Source organism: Desulfosoma caldarium (genome assembly GCF_003751385.1).
GTDB classification, from domain to species: domain Bacteria; phylum Desulfobacterota; class Syntrophobacteria; order Syntrophobacterales; family DSM-9756; genus Desulfosoma; species Desulfosoma caldarium.
This window is the reverse complement of sequence record NZ_RJVA01000009.1, coordinates 380,691-399,812: the sequence shown is the minus strand read 5'-3', so window position 1 is coordinate 399,812 and position 19,122 is coordinate 380,691. Positions and strand designations below refer to the sequence as shown.

At 58.3% G+C, this 19,122-nt stretch carries 15 protein-coding genes; 10 read left to right on the top strand and 5 right to left on the bottom strand.

The features are described 5' to 3' along the window. Positions 1-179 precede the first annotated feature (179 nt). Positions 180-1,892, top strand: coding sequence for a glucose-6-phosphate isomerase (locus EDC27_RS02360; RefSeq protein WP_170161526.1), 1,713 nt, complete (start codon positions 180-182; stop codon positions 1,890-1,892). Between the two features lie 196 nt (positions 1,893-2,088). Here the strand turns inward: EDC27_RS02360 and purB are convergent, their stop codons facing one another. From purB to EDC27_RS02345, 3 genes are read right to left on the bottom strand one after another with little or no spacing between them, the layout of a single operon-like run. After that, positions 2,089-3,387, bottom strand: coding sequence for an adenylosuccinate lyase (purB, locus tag EDC27_RS02355; RefSeq protein ID WP_123289005.1), 1,299 nt, complete (start codon positions 3,385-3,387; stop codon positions 2,089-2,091). A 26-nt stretch (positions 3,388-3,413) separates the two neighbouring features. Beyond that, on the bottom strand, positions 3,414-4,079 hold the full coding sequence (locus EDC27_RS02350; protein WP_123289004.1) for a potassium channel family protein: 666 nt from the start codon (positions 4,077-4,079) through the stop codon (positions 3,414-3,416). Between the two features lie 11 nt (positions 4,080-4,090). Beyond that, on the bottom strand, positions 4,091-5,455 hold the full coding sequence (locus EDC27_RS02345) for a TrkH family potassium uptake protein (protein WP_170161525.1): 1,365 nt from the start codon (positions 5,453-5,455) through the stop codon (positions 4,091-4,093). A gap of 485 nt (positions 5,456-5,940) precedes the next feature. Here EDC27_RS02345 and sfsA point away from each other — a divergent pair, with 485 nt between their 5' ends. The 9 genes from sfsA to EDC27_RS02295 all read left to right on the top strand — a co-directional run bounded on the left by sfsA (position 5,941) and on the right by EDC27_RS02295 (position 14,712). Next, on the top strand, positions 5,941-6,678 hold the full coding sequence (gene sfsA, locus EDC27_RS02335; RefSeq protein WP_123289154.1) for a DNA/RNA nuclease SfsA: 738 nt from the start codon (positions 5,941-5,943) through the stop codon (positions 6,676-6,678). A gap of 79 nt (positions 6,679-6,757) precedes the next feature. Next, a complete protein-coding gene (gene eno / locus EDC27_RS02330) occupies positions 6,758-8,038 on the top strand; it encodes a phosphopyruvate hydratase (protein WP_123289001.1) in 1,281 nt (426 codons plus the stop codon). Further along, positions 8,010-8,708: a dephospho-CoA kinase gene (gene coaE / locus EDC27_RS02325; RefSeq protein WP_123289000.1), complete on the top strand. Its 699-nt coding sequence runs from the start codon at positions 8,010-8,012 to the stop codon at positions 8,706-8,708. Before eno ends, coaE begins: the two co-directional genes overlap by 29 nt. Then, positions 8,672-10,408, top strand: coding sequence for a succinate dehydrogenase flavoprotein subunit (gene sdhA / locus EDC27_RS02320; RefSeq protein WP_123288999.1), 1,737 nt, complete (start codon positions 8,672-8,674; stop codon positions 10,406-10,408). The genes coaE and sdhA overlap by 37 nt, the downstream gene beginning before the upstream one ends. Before the next feature lies 1 nt (position 10,409). Beyond that, positions 10,410-11,114 (top strand): succinate dehydrogenase/fumarate reductase iron-sulfur subunit, encoded by a 705-nt coding sequence (locus EDC27_RS02315; RefSeq protein WP_123288998.1) that lies wholly within the window; start codon positions 10,410-10,412, stop codon positions 11,112-11,114. A 21-nt stretch (positions 11,115-11,135) separates the two neighbouring features. Then, positions 11,136-11,414, top strand: a complete 279-nt coding sequence (locus tag EDC27_RS02310) for a hypothetical protein (protein WP_123288997.1) — start codon at positions 11,136-11,138, stop codon at positions 11,412-11,414. A gap of 23 nt (positions 11,415-11,437) precedes the next feature. Beyond that, on the top strand, positions 11,438-12,403 hold the full coding sequence (locus tag EDC27_RS02305; RefSeq protein ID WP_123288996.1) for an acyltransferase: 966 nt from the start codon (positions 11,438-11,440) through the stop codon (positions 12,401-12,403). Between the two features lie 104 nt (positions 12,404-12,507). Beyond that, complete coding sequence (locus EDC27_RS02300; protein WP_123288995.1) at positions 12,508-14,373, top strand: amino acid permease; 1,866 nt, start codon at positions 12,508-12,510, stop codon at positions 14,371-14,373. 132 nt (positions 14,374-14,505) lie between these two features. Next, positions 14,506-14,712: a hypothetical protein gene (locus EDC27_RS02295; RefSeq protein WP_148045655.1), complete on the top strand. Its 207-nt coding sequence runs from the start codon at positions 14,506-14,508 to the stop codon at positions 14,710-14,712. A 189-nt stretch (positions 14,713-14,901) separates the two neighbouring features. Here EDC27_RS02295 and EDC27_RS02290 read toward each other — a convergent pair whose 3' ends face one another. Beyond that, complete coding sequence (locus tag EDC27_RS02290) at positions 14,902-16,083, bottom strand: iron-containing alcohol dehydrogenase (RefSeq protein WP_123288993.1); 1,182 nt, start codon at positions 16,081-16,083, stop codon at positions 14,902-14,904. 48 nt (positions 16,084-16,131) lie between these two features. Continuing rightward, positions 16,132-18,609 (bottom strand): aldehyde ferredoxin oxidoreductase C-terminal domain-containing protein, encoded by a 2,478-nt coding sequence (locus tag EDC27_RS02285; RefSeq protein WP_123288992.1) that lies wholly within the window; start codon positions 18,607-18,609, stop codon positions 16,132-16,134. Positions 18,610-19,122 lie beyond the last annotated feature (513 nt).

Sequence of the window (19,122 nt, the reverse complement as noted above, 5' to 3'; positions counted from 1 at the left end):
CGGTGTGGCATAAGTCAAGATGTGACCCCATGGTCCACAAGCACCGTGAAGAGGCCCGCGGAGACAAGGTTTGACCCGTTTGGCATGTGACCCCATTGATCTACACAAAGCAAGATGTGACCCCATGATCCGTTTGGCATAAATCAAGATGTGACCCCATGATCGGGGAGGGAAGGAACATGCCGAGTCCCATTGTTGTGGAAGGCCATTGGCAGGAACTGGCCGAAGCGGTTCAGGACGCCGTGGTGCGCATGGAAAAAGACGGCATCGTGCCGCGCATCTGGAACGGCGACCATACCGTGTGGAAGCAAAATCCCCGGGAAATTTCCAATCGGCTCGGGTGGCTTCAGGCGCCGTGGACCATGCAGGACCGCATGGCGGAGCTTGAGGCGTTTGCTCGGGAAGTGCAGGGAAGCGGCTTTGAAAAGGTTGTGTTGCTGGGCATGGGCGGTTCCAGCCTGGCTCCGGAAGTGCTCTCTCGCATGTTTTCCGCACGGGACGGCTTCCCGACCCTGACCGTTTTGGACTCCACGCATCCCGACGCCATCACCCGTGTGCGTGCCTCCCTCGATCTTTCAAAGACCCTTTTTATTGTGGCCACCAAATCCGGCGGCACGGTGGAAACCCTTTCTCTTTTCAAGTACTTTTACAACCAGGTGGCCGATTGTCGAGGTGCTCGCAATGCCGGAGCCCACTTTTGCGCCATCACCGACCCGCAAAGTGGCCTGGAAGCGCTGGCGAGATCCCTGGGGTTTCGAAAAATTTTCCTCAACGACCCCCATGTGGGCGGGCGGTATTCGGCCTTGACCTTATTCGGCCTGGTTCCTGCGGCCCTTGTGGGCATCGATGGGCGCTCAATTCTTGAGCGCGCCCAGGGAATGGTCGAAGCCTGCCGGCAAAGCGGCGCCAGCCCCGGGGATGGCAATCCGGGGCTGTGGCTTGGGGCCTTCCTGGGCGCGGGGGCTCTTCAGGGTCGGGACAAGGCCACCGTGATCACGGATCCTCTTTTCGCCAATTTCGGCGATTGGGTGGAGCAGCTAATCGCCGAAAGCACAGGAAAAGAAGGCAAGGGCATTGTGCCCGTGGTGAACGAGCCCTTGGGCCATCCTGGTGTGTATGGCCGGGATCGCCTGTTTATCACTGTGTCCGTGCCCGCGGCGTGCGCTTCAGGTGTTGGGTCAGCGCTCGAAACCGACCTCTCGAAAGGGGCTTTTCCCTTCGTGTGCCTCAGGGCAAAGGACCCCTATGATGTGGGAAGCCTGTTTTTCCTGTGGGAATTTGCCACGGTGGTGGCCGGTCATCTCCTGGGAATCCATCCCTTTGATCAACCCGACGTGGAATCCGCCAAGGTGCAGGCAAAAAAAATGCTGGCGGCCTATCGAGAATCGGGGGCCTTGCCTCAGGTGGCGGCGACGCTGCAGTGGCGCAATGTGACGGTCATCGGCGAGGCGACGGGATCCACGCCCAGGGAAATCCTTGCTTCCTTCGTGGACGCGGCGCCGCACGAAGGCTACGTGGGCCTGCAGGCCTATGTGGCCCCGTCCCCGACAATGGACGCGGCGTTGCGAGCGCTGCGAAAAGCCATTCGAGACCGGACAACTCGGGCCGTGACGGTGGGCTACGGGCCCAGGTTTCTTCACTCCACAGGACAGTTGCACAAAGGCGATGCCGGCAAGGGCGTGTTCGTGCAGATCACGGATGAGCCGACCACGGATGTGCCCATTCCCGAGGATCCGGGCCGAGAAACCTCACGCGTCACTTTCGGTGCTTTGATCGCGGCCCAGGCTTTGGGGGATCGGGAGGCTCTGCTGGCTGCCGGCCGGCCCGTGTTGCGCCTGCATCTTGTGGGTGACGTGCCTCAGACCTTGCACGCCCTCGCCCAAGACCTGTAAACGCGGGTCCATCTTCGGCTTGAAGGATCGGCGCACGCCGCCACCAAGCGCGCACCACGACCCGAGGGCCCACGGGATTGTGTCCCAATGCGGCCGGGTGCGAGGCCGCATCGCGCCTTTGGGCGTTTCGACACAAGAGGTCCAGCCCTGCTGGAGGCTTCTTTCAACTAGGCGGCGGCGTCTCTGGCCGTGATGGTCAACTGGTGCCAAAGACGCGCTGAAAAATGGCGTCCACGTGTTTCACGTGGTATTGCAGGTCAAAGAGGCCTTCCAGTTCATCATGGCTAAGGTGAGCCGTGACATCGGGGTCCGACTGCAGCCGGTTTTTGAGCTGCCCCCCTTCCTGCCACACCTTCATGGCGTTTCTTTGGACCATCGCGTAGGCTTCTTCGCGGGTCAGCCCCTTGGCCACCAGAGCCAAAAGGACGCGCTGGGAAAAGAGCAAACCGCCGGTGATGTCCATGTTGCGGCGCATGTTTTCAGGATAGGCCACGAGTTTGTCCAGAACGCGCGTCAGCCGATGCAGCATGTAGTCCAAAAGAATCGTGGAATCGGGTCCGATGATCCGTTCCACGGACGAATGGCTGATATCCCGTTCGTGCCATAGAGCCACGTTTTCCATGGCGGCCAAAGCGTTGCCTCGAAGGACGCGGGCGAGGCCCGACAGATTTTCGGACGCGATGGGGTTGCGCTTGTGGGGCATGGCCGAAGAGCCTTTCTGACCCGGAGCGAAATATTCTTCCGCTTCGCGCACCTCGGTCCTCTGCAGGTGGCGGATTTCCACGGCGATCTTTTCCACGGTGCAACCGATGATGGCCAACGTGGTGAAATATTCGGCGTAACGGTCCCTCTGAATCACCTGGGTGCTGATGGGCGCGGGCTCCAGCCCCAGCTTCTGGCAGACCCGCACTTCGATGTCCGGATCGATGTTGGCGTAGGTGCCGACGGCGCCGGAAATTTTCCCCACCCGCATGGCTTCTCGAGCCCGCGCCAGGCGTTGGCGGTTTCTTTTCATCTCCGCATACCACAGGGCCCATTTGAGGCCAAAGGTGATGGGTTCCGCGTGGATTCCATGGGATCGGCCCATCATGACCGTGTTCTTGAACTCAAAGGCGCGGCGCTTGAGCACGGCAAGGAGGCGGTCCATGTCGTCCAGAAGCAGATCGGAAGCTTCTAAGAACAACAGGGCGTTGGCCGTATCCAGCACGTCGGAGGAGGTGAGCCCTTCGTGAATGAACCGGGAAGCCGGCCCCACGTGTTCGGCCACGCAGGTGAGGAACGCGATCACATCGTGTTGGGTTTCCTTCTCAATTTCATGGATGCGTTCCACGCGAAAGGCGGCCTTTTGGCGAATCTGCTCCATGGCCCACGAGGGAATTTCCCCGCGTTCGGCTCGCACCTCACACACGGCCAGCTCCACGTCCAACCACTTGCGGTATTTGTTTTCCAAAGTCCAAATGCGGCCCATTTCCGGCCGTGTATACCTTTCGATCATCGATCCTCCTCTTCTGGCTCTGCTTTTTAATGTTGTCCGGCGACTTTGTTCAATTCTTTCATGGCCTTGTTGGGCGCGAGCAGGATCAGGGTATCCCCGGTGCGCAGGACAAAATCGGCCTTGGGAATAAATTTCAGGGTGTTGCTTACGGCCTGGCGCACGGCCAGCACCTGGATGCCGAACCGATTGATCAGGTCCAGATCCCTTAGGGCCTTGCCCACAAAATCCGATGGGGCTTCCAGTTCAAAGATGCCGTGATCCTCGATGAAGGGTAAATACTCCAGCATGTTGGGATTGGCCAACCGTCGAGCCAAGCTCATGGCCATGTCCTTTTCGGGAAAAAGAATGGTGTCCGCCCCGACCCGTTTGAGAATCCTTTCGTGCTCTTCACTCAACGCCTTGGCGTAAACCTTGGCGACGCCGATTTCCTTGAGCATAAAGGTGGTGAGAAGGCTCGCCAGCATGTTGGTGCCGATGGTCACCACGGCCGCATCGGCTTCCGCAACACCCAGGTTCAAAAGATTTTCCTTTTCTGTGGCGTCTGCCACCACGGTCACGGCGATATCGTTTTTGGCGTGCTGAACGGCGTCTTTTCGAATATCCAGACCCAGCACATCAAATCCTTGTCGGCTCAGTTCGCGGCCAAGGTAATATCCAAAATTACCCAAACCAATGATGGCAACGCGCTTCATGGCTTATCCTTTTAGCCGATCATCACGGGTTCCTCGGCGTACTCGTAGTGACCGCTGTCCTTGCGGGGTTGAATGGCCATGGCCAGGACCAACGGTCCCAGTCGGCCGATGAACATGAGGGCGATGACGGTGACCTTCCCCCAAAAGCTCAATCGAGCCGTGGCGCCCAAGCTCAAGCCCACGGTGCCAAAGGCGGACGTGGTCTCAAAAAGGATTTCCATAAAGCGCGCTCGGCTCTCCGCAAGAGGCAAGGGACTCAGTTCGCTGCCCACAAGAAACGCCGTGCCGATCACGACCACCGTGGCGGACAGGACAAAAACGGAAAAGGCTCGACGCTGGGTTTCATCGGAAATGGTTCGGCGAAAAGCATGGACGCAGGGGCTGCCTCTAAACCGGGCTCGACTGAGCGCCACCAAGACGGCCACCGTGGTGGTCTTGATGCCGCCTCCCGTGGACCCCGGAGAAGCCCCAACAAACATGAGCAAAATGGTCCCCAGCAGGGTCAAATCCTTCATCTGAGAAAAATCCAGAGAATTAAAACCGGCCGTTCGTACGGTGATGGATTGAAAAAAAGAGGCCAGGATCTTAGTGGAAAGCGGTTGTCGTGCCAGCGTCGTGTTCCATTCGCAGCACAAGAAAAAGACGGTGCCGGCACCAATGAGAAAAATCGTGGTGGTGAGGGCCAGCTTTGAATGCAGGGATAGTCGCGGCCACGGCCTTTTTTGACGAGGGGCTCTAAAGGTTTCATGAAGCACGAGAAACCCAAGGCCGCCCAAGACGATCAAGGCGGCCATGACAAGCGTCACCAGAACCGAGTCGCGGTAGCCCACAAGAGAGTCCGAAAAGAGGGAAAAGCCCGCATTGCAAAAGGCGCTGACGCTGTGAAAGATGGCATGAAAGACGGCCTGGCTCCACGGCATGCGATCGACGAAAGCGGCCACGAGCAGGGCGGCGCCGGCGGTTTCAATCACCAGCGTAAAGAGCATCACTCGAACAACGAAAGTTCTCAGATGCGCACGAGGCCCGTAGGTGTAGGTGTCTTGAATAAGAAATCGGGACGCAAAGGAAATTCCTTGGCCTACGGCCATGAGAAGGACGGTGGACAGTAGCATGATGCCGAGGCCGCCCACTTGAATGAGAAGGAGCAGGGTTCCTTGAGCCCATGGGCTGAATTGCGTTCCGATATCGTAGAGGCTCAGGCCCGTGACGCACGTGGCCGACGTGGCCATGAACAGGGCGTCGATCCAGGGAATGTGGGCTCCTGTGGACGTCGAAAGCATGCGCAGCATGAGGCTTCCCAGGAAGATGATGGCGGCAAAGCCCGCCACGGGCACCAAGGGTGTCGGAAGAAAGGTTTTCCTTTGGAACGACGCCATAAGCCTTTTTCCCCTCATATTATGCCGTTGCGACGTATAGCACACAAAAACTCGGCCGTGCAAAGGCATCTACCTGGGCTACAGAGTCTGCTTTGTTGCCGGTCCTGTGGAAGAGCCCCATGATGCATCGCCCCGAGATGTGGCCAAAAGGGTGCGCCGTGCCCGCCATGGACCCTCGCCCCATTGGCGAAGAACATGGTCAATTTGAAACCATAGGCCCGCGACCGGTGCCTTTGAAGGGACCGCCTTCTTGCCCTCTGAGCCTCTTGAGGGCTGTCGAAGGCCGTCCTTTGGAAACGAGTGATGCGTGCCGAATCCCCTGACCTTTAAAAACGACTTGACCGATGGCGTCATCGTCCAGGTTTTGGCAGGGCATTTTGAAAGAAGAGCGCGGGACGGTTTGACTCTGAGAGCTCCGTGACTATAATCAAAGAGCTTTACGGCGTTTTTTACTCGGCGTGCTCGGCTATCATTCAGGATACATCATGCCCGACATTCCTCTTCAATCGGTATCCCTTTCCTTTAACGGCTTAGGGGGAGCCGGCCTGATTCCCGCCGTGTTTCTCAAGCGGCCCAACAGGTTTACGGCCGAAATGCTCATGGCCGACGGCCGTCGTGAAACAGTCCATTGCCCCAATTCGGGGTCCATGAAAGGGTGTCTCAAGGTGGGGGCCTCGGTGCGCCTCTCCGAGGCGTCGCCCCGTCGCGGGCGCAAGACGGCCTACACCTGGGAAATGATCGAGATCGACGGGGTCTGGGTCGGCATTAACACCGCCGTGCCCAACCACCTGGCGGCGCAGGCTGCCGAAAAGAGGGCTTTGCCCATCTTCACGGACGCTCTGGCCGTGCGCCGGGAAGTGCCTGCCGGAAATCACAGCCGCATAGACCTTCGCGTGGAAACACCTGCCGGAGCCCTGTGGGTGGAAGTGAAAAACGTGACTTTGGTGGAAAACGGCACCGCCTTTTTCCCCGATGCCGTGACCACTCGAGGGACGAAACATCTTGAAGTTCTCGTGGAAAAGGTTCGCGCCGGCGATCGGGCCGCCATGCTGTACGTCGTTCAGAGAATGGACGCCGACCGGTTCGCTCCGGCGGACCACATCGACCCGGTGTATGGCCGGCGCTTTCGATGGGCTCAAACGCAGGGGGTCGCCGTGTGCGTCGTGCAGGCGCGGGTGAGTCCCGAGGCGATCGTTTTGGAAAGGCTTCTGTCGTCTTCATGAGCCGAGGCGGAACTGAGGGTCACGCAACGCGGGCGGAAGCGCACGGCCGCCTTGTCCGCCCGAAGAAAGGGGGGCATTCATGAGTGAGATTATTTCAGTGCGGGCAAGGGAAATTTTGGATTCTCGAGGCAATCCCACCTTGGAAACGGAGGTCGTCTTGGAGTCCGGGGTGGTGGGGCGCGCGGCGGTGCCGTCCGGAGCCTCCACCGGATCCCGCGAAGCTTTGGAACTGCGCGATGGAGACCCGAAACGCTACTTAGGCAAAGGGGTGCTGACGGCGGTGCGCCATGTCAACGAGGAAATTGGTCCCAAGATTCTGGGCATGAACGCCCAGAACCAGGTGGAAGTGGACCGTTTCATGGTCGCTTTGGACGGTACGGAAAACAAGAGCCGTCTGGGAGCCAATGCCATTCTTTCTGTGAGTATGGCCCTTGCCAAGGCGACGGCGGAGGAGTGCGAACTGCCTCTGTACCGATACCTAGGCGGCGTGTCCGCGCGCATGCTTCCCGTGCCCATGATGAATGTTCTGAACGGGGGTGCACATGCGGACAATAACCTGGACATTCAGGAATTCATGATCGTTCCTGCGGGAGCGCCCACCTTTCGGGGCGCCTTGCGCATGGGCGCCGAAATCTTTCATCACCTCAAGAAAGTGCTCAAATCCCGGGGCTTTAACACGTCCGTTGGTGACGAAGGAGGCTTCGCGCCGAACCTTGGGTCCAACGAAGAAGCCCTGGAACTTATCACGGAAGCCATTCAAGCCGCCGGCTACGCTCCGGGAGATGATGTGTTTCTGGCTTTGGATCCGGCGGCAAGCGAATTTTACGAAAACGGTCGCTACCTGATGAAGGCGGAAAAGAAGCCGGAGAAAACTTCGGAGGAAGTCATTGACCTTTACGAGAGCTGGGTGGAACGCTACCCCATTTTGTCCATTGAAGACGGCTTGGCGGAGGGCGATTGGGACGGCTGGAAAGCCATGACCCGCCGCCTTGGCGACCGTGTTCAGATCGTGGGTGACGATGTGTTTGTCACCAACACGAAAATTCTGGCTCGAGGCATTGACGAAGGGGTCGCCAACGCCATCCTCATCAAACTCAACCAGATCGGCACGGTGACGGAAACCTTTGAGGCCCTGGCCATGGCGTATCAAGCCGGGTATCGAGCGGTCATTTCCCACCGGTCTGGAGAGACGGAGGACACCTTTATTGCCGATTTGGCCGTTGCGGCGTCCACCGGCCAGATTAAGACGGGATCCCTGTGTCGAACGGAGCGCATTGCCAAATACAACCAGTTGCTACGCATTGAGGAAGATTTAGGAGACGCGGCGCGCTATGCCGGCATCGAAATCTTTCGGCGTTGAGTGCGCCGCCGAGGGCCTGAGCCGTCCCACGCGAACGGCTCTGACGGGAGGGATAGCGTCCGGCAAGAGCACGGTGGCTCGAATGTTTCAGGAGAAAGGGGCCATCGTGCTGGATGCCGACGAAGCGGCGCGCCGGGCTGTCCAGCCGGGACAACCGGCCTGGAACAAGCTCAGGGCGATCCTCGATGCCGGCTACTTCGATGCGGCGACGGGAGAGCTCAACAGAAAAAAGCTTCGGGAAGACATTGTGCGGGACCTCACACTGCGGGCTCAGGTCAACGCCGCGGTGCATCCGTCGGTGATGGAAGCCATGGAAGCGGCGTGGCGGGAAGTGACCGCGCGGGATCCCCACCGAATCGTCCTCTTTGACATTCCATTGCTTTACGAGGTCGGCCTTCAGGACGCCTTTGACTGTGTCATTGTGGTTTACGCGGACCCGGAGAAGCAGGTGGAGCGCCTGTGTCGCCGAGACGGCGTCTCGCCGGAGGAAGCTCGAAAAACCCTGACCATGCAGTGGCCCATCGCTTGGAAAAAAGACCGAGCCCACCTGGTGATCGACAATTCGGGGGACATAAAAGACACGCGGCGACAGGTGGAGGCGTTGTGGACAGGGCCTTTGCAAAGGATGCGATCATGTCGGAAAGATACCTACATACCCACGACGTCGTGATTGTGGGTTCCGGACTTGCCGGATTGAGGGCGGCCGTCGAAACCGCAGGCTGCCTCGATGTGGCGCTCATCAGCAAAGTCTTTCCCACCCGGTCCCATTCCGGGGCTGCTCAAGGGGGTATCGCGGCGGCCTTGGGTAATGAAGAGCCGGATTCGTGGGAATGGCACATGTTTGATACGGTCAAGGGCGGCGATTACCTAACGGACCAGGACGCCGCGGAAGTGCTGGCCCGCGATGCGGCCCGCGCCGTCTATGAATTGGAACACATGGGCGTGCCCTTTAATCGAAACCCCAACGGCACCATTGCCCAAAGGGCTTTTGGAGGGCACACCCGCCACTTCGGGGAAGCTCCCGTCAAGCGCGCCTGTTACGCTGCGGATCGCACAGGCCGCGTCATTTTGGATACGCTCTACGGCCAATGTGTGCAGCGCGGCCTTCATGTCTACCCGGAATTGTCCGTGGTGGACCTGGTGGTGCGAGACGGCATCGTCTGCGGTGTCATCGCTTTGGATTGGGCCACGGCGGCCGTCCATGTGTTTCATGCCAAAGCCGTCTTGCTGGCCACGGGCGGCTTTGGCAAGGTTTTTAAGACCACGTCCAACTGTTTCGCCAACACGGGAGACGGCGTCTTTTTGGTCTACAGGCATGGGTTTCCTTTGCAAGACATGGAATTTGTGCAGTTCCACCCCACAGGTATTTACGGCCTGGGTGTGCTGATCAGCGAAGCAGCTCGAGGGGAAGGCGGCGTGTTGAGGAACCGTCACGGCGAACGCTTCATGGAACGTTACGCGCCCACGATCAAGGATCTTGCCGCCCGGGATGTGGTCTCTCGAGCTATCATGAAAGAAATTCAAGAAGGTCGAGGCATCGATGGCCGCGACTTCGTTCATCTGGATTTGACCCATCTGGGCCGGGAACGGCTGGCGGAAAGGCTTTCAGACATCTCTTCCTTTGTCCGCATTTATCTCGGCATCGATCCGGCTCATGCCCCAATACCGGTTCAACCCACATGCCATTACATGATGGGAGGCATTTCGACGGATCTTCATGGTCGAGCCTTGGACGTCCAGGGCCGCCCCATTCCCGGGCTGTATGCCGCCGGAGAATGTGCCTGCGTCTCTGTCCACGGCGCCAACCGTTTGGGATGCAATTCCCTTCTGGACTTGGTGGTTTTTGGGCGCCGAGCCGGTCAGGACATGTGTGCCCGTGTGCCGACCATGGACCGAAGCCCCTTACCGGCGGACGCCGAAGAGGCGACACGGGAACGTCTGGCGCGCCTCAGGGAAAGAACGCAGGGCGTGCGGCCGGCCGTGCTTCGAGAACGCCTGCAACGGGAAATGATGGAACGCTGCGGGGTATACCGTTCTCAAAGCGGGTTGGAAAAAGCCCTGGAGACCGTTCGAGGGTTGCAGGAAGAATACCGGCACAGTGTTTATCTAGATTACCGGGGAGATCGCTACAATACGGACCTTATGGAAGCTTTGGAACTGGAGTCGCTCCTGACCCTAGGGGAAGTCATTCTGGTGTCGGCGGCGTCGCGGCGCGAAAGCCGCGGTGCGCACAGTCGGGAAGATTTTCCTCAACGGGACGACCACAATTTCTTGCATCACACCCTGGTTTATCGGGACGAAGAAAAAATCCGGCTTGGCACCAAACCGGTTTCCATCACGCGATTCCAACCCAAACCGAGGGTTTACTGATATGGAACTGAGCTTCAAGATCTTTCGTTACGATCCCCAGGTGGACCGCGAGCCGCGCTATGAGGTGTATCGCGTGAGAGCGGAGGCCACGGAGCGGGTTTTGGATTGCCTCAATCGAATCAAATGGGAACAGGACGGCAGCCTGAGTTTTCGCATGTCGTGCGGGCATGGTGTGTGCGGATCGGACGCGGTGCGCATCAACGGCCGATGCGCTCTGGCCTGCCAGACACTGGTCAAGGACGTGGCCCAAGCCGAAGAAGTGCTTGTGGAGCCCTTGCCGTCTTTTCGGGTGCTCAAGGACCTGGTGGTGGACTTGGAACCCTTTTTCGAAAAAGTCCGTTGGGTGCAGCCGTACCTTGTCGGAGGAAACCACGTCCCGGAAAAGGAAAGATTGCAATCGGCGGAAGAAAGGAAAAAACTGGACCAGGTCATTCGGTGTATTCTCTGCGCCTGTTGCGTGGCCTCATGCCCTGTGACGGCGGAAAACGACCGTTTCCTGGGGCCGGCTCCTTTGGTCTGGGCCTTTCGCTATATCTTTGATAGCCGTGACCGGGAAAAGGAAAAACGGCTGAGGGCCGTGGACACGCAGGACGGCGCGTGGGGCTGCAGGAATCATTTTGAATGCACGCGAGTGTGCCCCAAGGAAATTCCGGTGACCAAGAGCATTAACTTTATCAAGCGAGAAATCGAAAAGGTGCTGCGCTGAATGGAAAGGAGGAGAGTGATCATGTTCCAGCAAAAAGAAGTGGAGGCGAAGATCAGGGAGCTTTATCCGGACATCGATAAATTCGGCATCTTTGTCACGGTGAAAAAAGACAAGCTGGTCGGAGCCACCAACTACGCCGTGCAGTTGGAAAAAGACACGCGCACCGCCACCTTTAAACTGGGCATTGACGATGTCAAACAGTGCATGGCGGGGAATCGTTGCGCGTTGATCACGGCGGAACTGGGCCAGTTCATCAAGCGGTTCATCGACGAAAATTACAGCATCGCCGAAGCGGGCTAAGGGATGATGAAGGGAAGGTGACGATGTTACATTGGCTTCCGGGGCCGTTGAACGGCCTTCTTTCTGTGGCGTGGCTGTCGGCCAACACGCTCTTTTGGTTTGTTCCGCTCCTTGTGGCGGCTTTTCTCAAGTGGGTCCTTCCCGTGTCCGCGTGGCGTCGGGGATGTGATCGTGTGTTGAACGCCATGGCGCAATCCTGGGTGGCCGTCAACAATGTGGGTCTGGCGTGGACCAAAAAAATCCGCTGGAAGGTCAGCGGCGGAGATGCTCTCAAAGAAAAGGGATGGTATTTGGTTCTGGCCAATCATCAAAGCTGGACGGACATTGTGGTGCTTCAAAAGGTGTTCCATCGTCGCCTTCCCTTTCTCAAGTTTTTTCTGAAAAGGGAGCTCATCTATGTTCCCTTTCTGGGATTGGCCTGGTGGGCTCTGGATTTTCCTTTCATGAAAAGGTCTTCCGCAGCGACGGCGCGAAAGAAGCCCAACGTGCGGGCTCGAGACGTGGCCGAAACCCTCAAAGCCTGCGAAAAGTTCAAGCAGGTGCCCATCGCGGTCATGAATTTTGCCGAAGGAACCCGCGCCACCGTCCGCAAGATTCTCGAAAGGGGATCGCCATATCACCATCTTCTTCGGCCCAAAGCGGCCGGAGCGGCCATGGTGTTGGCGACCATGAAGGATCGGCTGCAGCACATCGTGGATGTCACGGTGGTGTATCCTGAAGGTCCCGTGAGTTTCTGGCGGTTTTTGTGCGGCAAGGTGCGGGAAGTCTGGGTTCATGTGGAAACGCACCCGGTGCGTCAGGAGCTTTTGGGCGACTATTTTCACGACCAGGAATTCCAGAAGCGGTTTCAAAACTGGTTGAACGAACTGTGGGAAGTTAAAGACCGAAGAATCGACGCCATGAAAAAAGAATGGCACGAACTGTGTCGTCGCCGAGAAACGCCGGCCGTTTTTCCCGTCGGTGGGGAGTGGACGGGTTCCAGGGCCTGAAGGGTATGAGGATTTTCACCGGCAAAGGTCAAACAGAACCCGCGCATCGGCTGTGTTCCAGTCGACGCGGGTCCCTATGAAGGTCAAAGGGGACGAAGGCGGCCGTGGCCCAAGACGATTTGATAAGACGCCTGGGAGTTCTGGACATCTTTTGCATTGCCGTCGGGACCATGATGAGTTCGGGAATTTTCATCTTGCCCGGCTTAGCTTACGCCAAGGCGGGTCCGGCCGTGGTGGTTTCCTATTTGCTGGCAGGATGCCTGATGACGTCGGCGGCCTTGAGCGCCATCGAGTTGGCGACGGCCATGCCCAAGGCGGGCGGCGATTACTTTTTCATCGCGCGGGCCATGGGGCCGGCGGTGGGCACCGTTTTGGGCTTGCTCAGCTGGTTCGCTTTGACGCTCAAAAGCGCCTTTGCTCTGGTGGGTGTCTGGGCGTTTACGGAAAAATTCTTTCCCTTTGACACCCGCCTTCTCGTGGTGGGGGTGGCCGTTTTGTTTACCGTGATCAACCTTTTGGGGGCCAAAAAATCCAGCCTGGTCCAGGCCCTTTTTGTGCTTGTCTTGCTCGGTCTTATGTCCCTGTACGTTTTTAAGGGGCTTCCTCAAGTCCACGTGGCCAACTATATACCGTTCGTTCCCCATGGATGGCATGCGGTTTTGAGTACGGCCGGATTTGTTTTTGTATCCTACGGAGGGTTGTTGAAGATTTCCGCTCTGGCCGAAGAGGTCAAGAACCCCTCTCGAACCATTCCCTTAGGGGTTTTGTCCGCCGTTTCCGTCACCATGCTCATTTATGCGCTGATGGTTTTGGTCACCTGCGGCATTTTGCCTCCCGATGCTTTGGCCCATTCCTTGACACCCATCATCGATGCGGCTCGGGTTTTCATGGGGCAGGCCGGTGAGGCTGCGCTGAGCTTGGCGGCCATGGTGGCCTTTTTGACCACGGCCAACGGAGGCATTTTGTCAGCGTCGCGCTATCTGTTGAGTCTCAGCCGCGATGAACTGTTGCCGACCCTTTTCGGTCGCGTGTCCTCTTCAAGGGGCACCCCTGTGCCCGCGGTACTCATCACGGGAGCCTTCTTGATCGGGCTTTTTTTCGTCCCTTTGGAATCCTTGGTGAAGATGGCCTCCATGGTGGTTTTGCTCACTCAGGCTTTGGCCAACGCCTGTGTGGTGATTCTGAGGGAAAGTCGCCTTCACAATTATCAGCCCACGTTTCGAGCGCCTTGGTACCCGTGGCTGCAGATAGCAAGCCTGGCCGGTGTCTTTCTTTTGCTGGCGGAAATCGGTCTGCAAACCCTTCTCATCGGATTGATCTTTGTGGCGGCGGGCCTGATCTTTTTTTGGTTTTACGGGCGCCTCAAACAGCAACGGGAATATGCTTTGCTGCACGTGTTGGAACGGCTTTCGGCGCGCAAAGTGGTTCGATCCGCCCTGGAATCCGAGCTCAAGGACATCATACGCGAACGGGATGAACTCTGTTTGGATCGTTTTGACCATGTTGTGGAAGCGGCTGATGTCGTGGAGATCTCTGAACCGAGCGACATGGAAGGGCTTCTGCAGCACCTGAACCCCGTGCTTTTGGCGCGAGGCCTGGAACGGCCGCTTTCCGTGCAGGACCTCAACGGCGGAGAGGCCGTCGTGCGGAGTGTGGAAATCTTTCCCGGCATCCTCGTGGCTCAGGCCCATGCCACCCGCCCAGATCTTTTTGACGTCGTCCTGGTGCGCAGCCGGCAAGGGATTCGTTTTCCCGAAGCGGAAGCGCCCGTGCACGCCATGTTCTTTTTTCTGGTTGGGGCCGACGAACAAGATTTTCACCTCAAGGCCGTGGCGGCCCTGGCTCAAGTGGTTCAGGATCCGCAATTCGACACGCGTTGGCATCAGGCACGGAACGCGCAAGCCCTGAAAGACATCATCGTCCTGACCGATCGTCGCCGCGTCTGTTCCCGAGAACCCCGCCCCTGGTGATACTTGGGGTCACACCTTATGCCGTATCGAACTTACGGTAAGCATTCTCTGTTTGTTCGACATAACTTGTTGCTTTTTCTATAAATAGAGTTCAAGGTGCACCCGAAAAAACTCACTCAACGGGTGCCCCAAATGCGCCAATTCATCATTGAAAGATCCGAAGACGATGTCATGACCCCTAGGAATCAAGCCCAAAATGTGCGTTATTGGGACCGCGCGGCTCTTGGTTTGTCTGTGCGGATCATGTCGGGGCAGCCCTTGTGGCTGCCCCTGATTGGCACGGGCACGGAGACCATCGGGGCAGGCACGGAGGCCTGCCCCTACGTGGTGCCCCGGTAGTGGTGGGCGTGCGCAAAAGTTGTGTCCTTGGGGTCACATCTTGACTTATGCCATACCGGCTTCATCGTCAGGGCTCGACCACGGTGTTCAGGAGTCCTTTTTGAAGAGGGTCTTGTGGCGAAACCTTAGGAAGCCCTGCGGCGTCGCCCCGTCATGGGATAGACAACGTCGAACGAGGGCGCCGAAGTGCTAATAGGCTCTTTGAAGGACGTAAAGGGCCTCTTCCAGCGTCATGTCTTCGGGGTTGAAGAGTAGAGCGCCGTCGTTGAGGGCTGTGGCGGCGATGCTTTCCAGCATGTCCATGGGCACGTCGGCGTCGCGAAGGCGTGTGGGAAGCCCGGAAAGTTCCTGAATGCGCCCTTGAAATACACGAAGCACCTCGATGGTTTTTTCCGCACGCACCCTAGGCGGTGTGGTCGCGTAGAGTTCATGCCCTCCCAGGGGTAGCAGCAGTTCTCCGATGGCGTGACGCCTTTTTCCCAGATTGTATTCCAAGCCGTGAGGAAGAAAGATGTTCATGGCCGTGCCGTGATGAATGTGGCACAGGGCTCCTGCGGCATGGCCCAAGGCGTGCACGATGCCCACCATGGCGTTGGAAAAGGCGATGCCGGCACAGCAGGCGGCGTTGGCCAGGGCCAGCCGTCCTGCGGTGTCGGACCCGTTTTCCAGCACATGGGGTAGGTTGTGCACAATGAGGCGAACGGCCGTGGTGGCATAGGCGTCGCTTAACGGATTTTTCTGAATGGACAGGTAAGCCTCCACGGCATGGGTGAGGGCGTCCATGGCGGTGGCGGCGGTGAGAACCTTGGGAAGGCTCAGGGTCAGGCGTGGATCCAGAATGGCCACCTGGGGATACAGGTGGCTGGAGGCAAAGGCCATTTTGACGCGCTTTCGAGGGTTGGCGATGACGGCCACCAAGGTCACTTCGGACCCCGTGCCGGCGGTGGTGGGAAGGACAATGAGGGGATGGAGCGGCCCGTGAATGCGGTCGGCTCCGGAGAACTGCAAAAGGTCGTCCCCGCCGTGACTGACCAAAATGTTGACTGCCTTGGCCGTATCCATCACCGATCCGCCGCCCACGGCCACCAGACTGTCGCAGCGGCCCTGACGAAAAGCCGCGGCGGCTTCCTGCACGATGGTGACCGAAGAGTCGGCGGGTACGCGGTCGTAGACGGCGCCCACAACGGCTTTCGAGTCTCGAAGGGCGGCCGTCACCAGATCCAACAGCCCCGCCTTGGCCACGCCGAGATCGGTGAGAAACAGGGGGCGCGAGGCGCCGAGTCTTTGCAGTTCGTAGGGAAGATTTTCCAGGGCCTTGTGGCCTGAAAGGATTTTGACGGGGCAATGAAATTCAAAGTAGGATGCCGTCATGAATGGGCTCCTTTCTTGTGTTGGCGTGGTCCTTTACAGCGAGCTGGGTCATAAGCCCAGGGGAATGCCGACCAGGTACAGCCAGGCCCGTTTCCCCCATTTTTCTAGAGTGGGCATGGAAGGCACGCGCTTAACCAGGCGTTGGGCAAGCCATTTCGGGTAGAGCAAGCATTGGACGCGATCCAGCAGCCGTGTCAGTTGCATGGCTATGGCCAAATCGCCCACGACACTGAGGCGGTTTTGCGCAAAGGCGTCCGGTGTGCTGAGCTGCGCCGTGAGCATTCGAAAGGCCGTGTCCATGTTTTTGAAACCAATGATGAGATCGGCTTCCCGTTCCGAAACGGTATCCCCGAGGGCGCGCAGCTTTCCGGCATCGTCCACTCTCAGGGCAGTTCTGGGCCCATAGGGCAACACCTTGAAAAGCACGGTCAAACCCTTTGGCCAGGAAGCCAACTGGCGCCGAAAGACGGCGTCTCGCCGAGACGCCGATTGCATGGCGCGGCCGAGAATCCAGAAGAAGATTTGAACCACCTTGTCCTTTGGTGTGTCGCGACCGGGCACGATGTCAAAACCGTCCTGAAAAGGCACGGTGACTTTTAAGGTGCGCAACGTTTTGGCCATGGGCAGGCCGTTTCGAGTGTACCCTCGGAGGGTGTAATATTTATCCAACATGGAGTCCAGGGCGAGCAAGGGAGGGTTCTGGGCGGGGCCTGGCGGCTCAGGGCAGCCTGCTGCCACGAACCGTCGCCACCAAGGCCGTTTTTCCTGCCGAGCCGTGGTATCGCACGGTCTGGGTTCCGCAAGGATTCTTTCGGGAAGGGTGTCGTCCTTGCGGCGAACCCCTTCCATGGCATTGAGAAGGCGTTCCAAGACAACGATGCGGTCCCCTGCCTGCAGAAATTCTCTCGGGCTTAATTTTTCACCGTACATGGTTTCAAACAACCGAGTGAACACGCGTAGGTCCATCAGGCGCACGGCCAGGGCGGGAAGATGGCGCATGGTCCAGGCCAAGATCGGCTTGGGTGTCAAGCGGGCAATGGGAGCTTCCAACAGGTAAGCATAGGTGGTGAAAAGGCAGGTGGGCAAAGAATTGATGCCCGCATAGAGGCTTTCAAAAAAGCGTACAAAATGGGCTTTGGCTTGGGGTGTGCGCGGTTTCAGGAATCCGAGAAACACTTCCAAGGGGAAAAGGGTTGCCGACAGATGGCATCCGCCTCGGTTGGCCACGGCGTACGCCAAGCCCTGTCCCCAGGATCCTCGAGGATCATAGGCGGGAAGTTCCAATCCCTTGACGTGCATGGCAAAAGAAGTGCCCCCGTATTTTTCCGCAAGGCGCCGTACCCCCTGCGCCATGTCGTCCCCGAAGCCTTTACGGAACGCCATGGCGTCAATGGCTTCGGCCACTCCCTGAGGTGAACCGAAACGCAGGGGTGAGGTGATCAGCCCTTTTTCTGACGCTTCCATCACATAGCCCAGAACGCCACCGCAGGATATGGTATCCAGTCCCAGCCGTCCGCACTGAGCGTTCCAGACGGCGATGGTTTCCGGATCGAATAGACCCAAGTTAGTTCCCAAAAGTCCCACGGTTTCGTATTCAGGCCATTGCCGGGTCTGCTGATCCGAAAACGTGCCTTGATGGCCGCACAGAATGGTGCAAGGGCGGCATGTGCTGGGCTTGGCGCCGAAGCGTTCTTTCATGGCCCAACCGCTGACCTGGGAAGCCCGAGGGTCTTGGCCGTCTTGAAAGTTGTGAATGGGCAAAATGGCGCCGGCTTGGCACAAGTCCACATGGCTTGCCGTGCCGGCGTTTCGGTACAGATGGCCTGTAAATCGGTTTCGATGAATGGTGGCGGTCGCCCGACGACATGCCTTGTCAAACCCTAAAGGATCGGCCGGAACGGCATGAAATGCACCGCCTCGAGCTACAATCGCTTTGATGCGTTTGGATCCCAACACGGCGCCAAAGCCGCCGCGACCGAGAAACCGATGCCCGGAAGCGATATTGGCAAAAAGCACCAGGTTTTCTCCGGCCGGGCCGATGACCAGGTCGCCGTCCTTACGCCCAAGTTCCAAGGCTTCCTGGGTCGCCGGAATGTCTCGTCCCCAAAGGTGGTCTGCGTCTAGAAACCGCACATCGTCTTCGAGAATTTCCAAAACCATGGGTTTCGAGGCTTGGCCTAGGACAATGAGGCCTTCATAGCCGGCTGTTTTGAGCGCGATGCCGAAAGGGCCGCCGCAGGAAGAAGATGCCACGAGTTGGGTCAAAGGGGATTTGGTTACGGCCGAAAACCGAGCACTGCATGGCGCTCCGGAGCCGACCACGACGCCGCCGAAAACCGCCAGCACATTGTCCGGCCCCAAGGGATCGGTGCCCGGCCGCAGCCGATGGGCAAGATAGCGCAAAGCCAACCCCTTGCCGCCGAGGTATCGACGCCGATCTTCCTTGGAAATGTTAAAAACGCGGGTGGTGCGGCGAGACACATTCACTTCCAGCACTCTGTCGCAGCTTCCTACCCATTGTGCCATCGTCTCTCCTTTTTTGTCCCACGTTGCCCCATGAGCGTCGCAGCGTCTTTGAAAATGCTCTTAAGCGTTTATTTTGTCAAAGCGGCGCACGCCTTGGTCAAATCTTGCGCCGTGCATCGCTTTCACCGCGTTCCTTATGGAACCGGCTCCTAACACGGGACCCGACGGCTGTGGCGTGGCACCCCCATTCGAGACCATGCGATGCCATTACGCGGCCATGTCCACAATGCGTGGTCCGGCTCGACAAGTCAACCCGAAGGGAAACACCCGCACGCACCCTTCACGCACGGCAGCACACGAGAACCATCGGGCATCCTGCCGCAGGAGGAAGACAAGGCTTGGCTCGCACAGAAAGACGATCTGGGAATTCCAGGCCACCACCTTTCGGGCGACACTTTGACATACGAATCGGCTTCACGGGCGAAAAAATTCCGCCCGCCTGCGCGCTGGATCGCATCGCCTTGGAAAGCTTAAGGCCCGACGGTAACGAGTGGGTTTTGCTGCAAGAAGGGC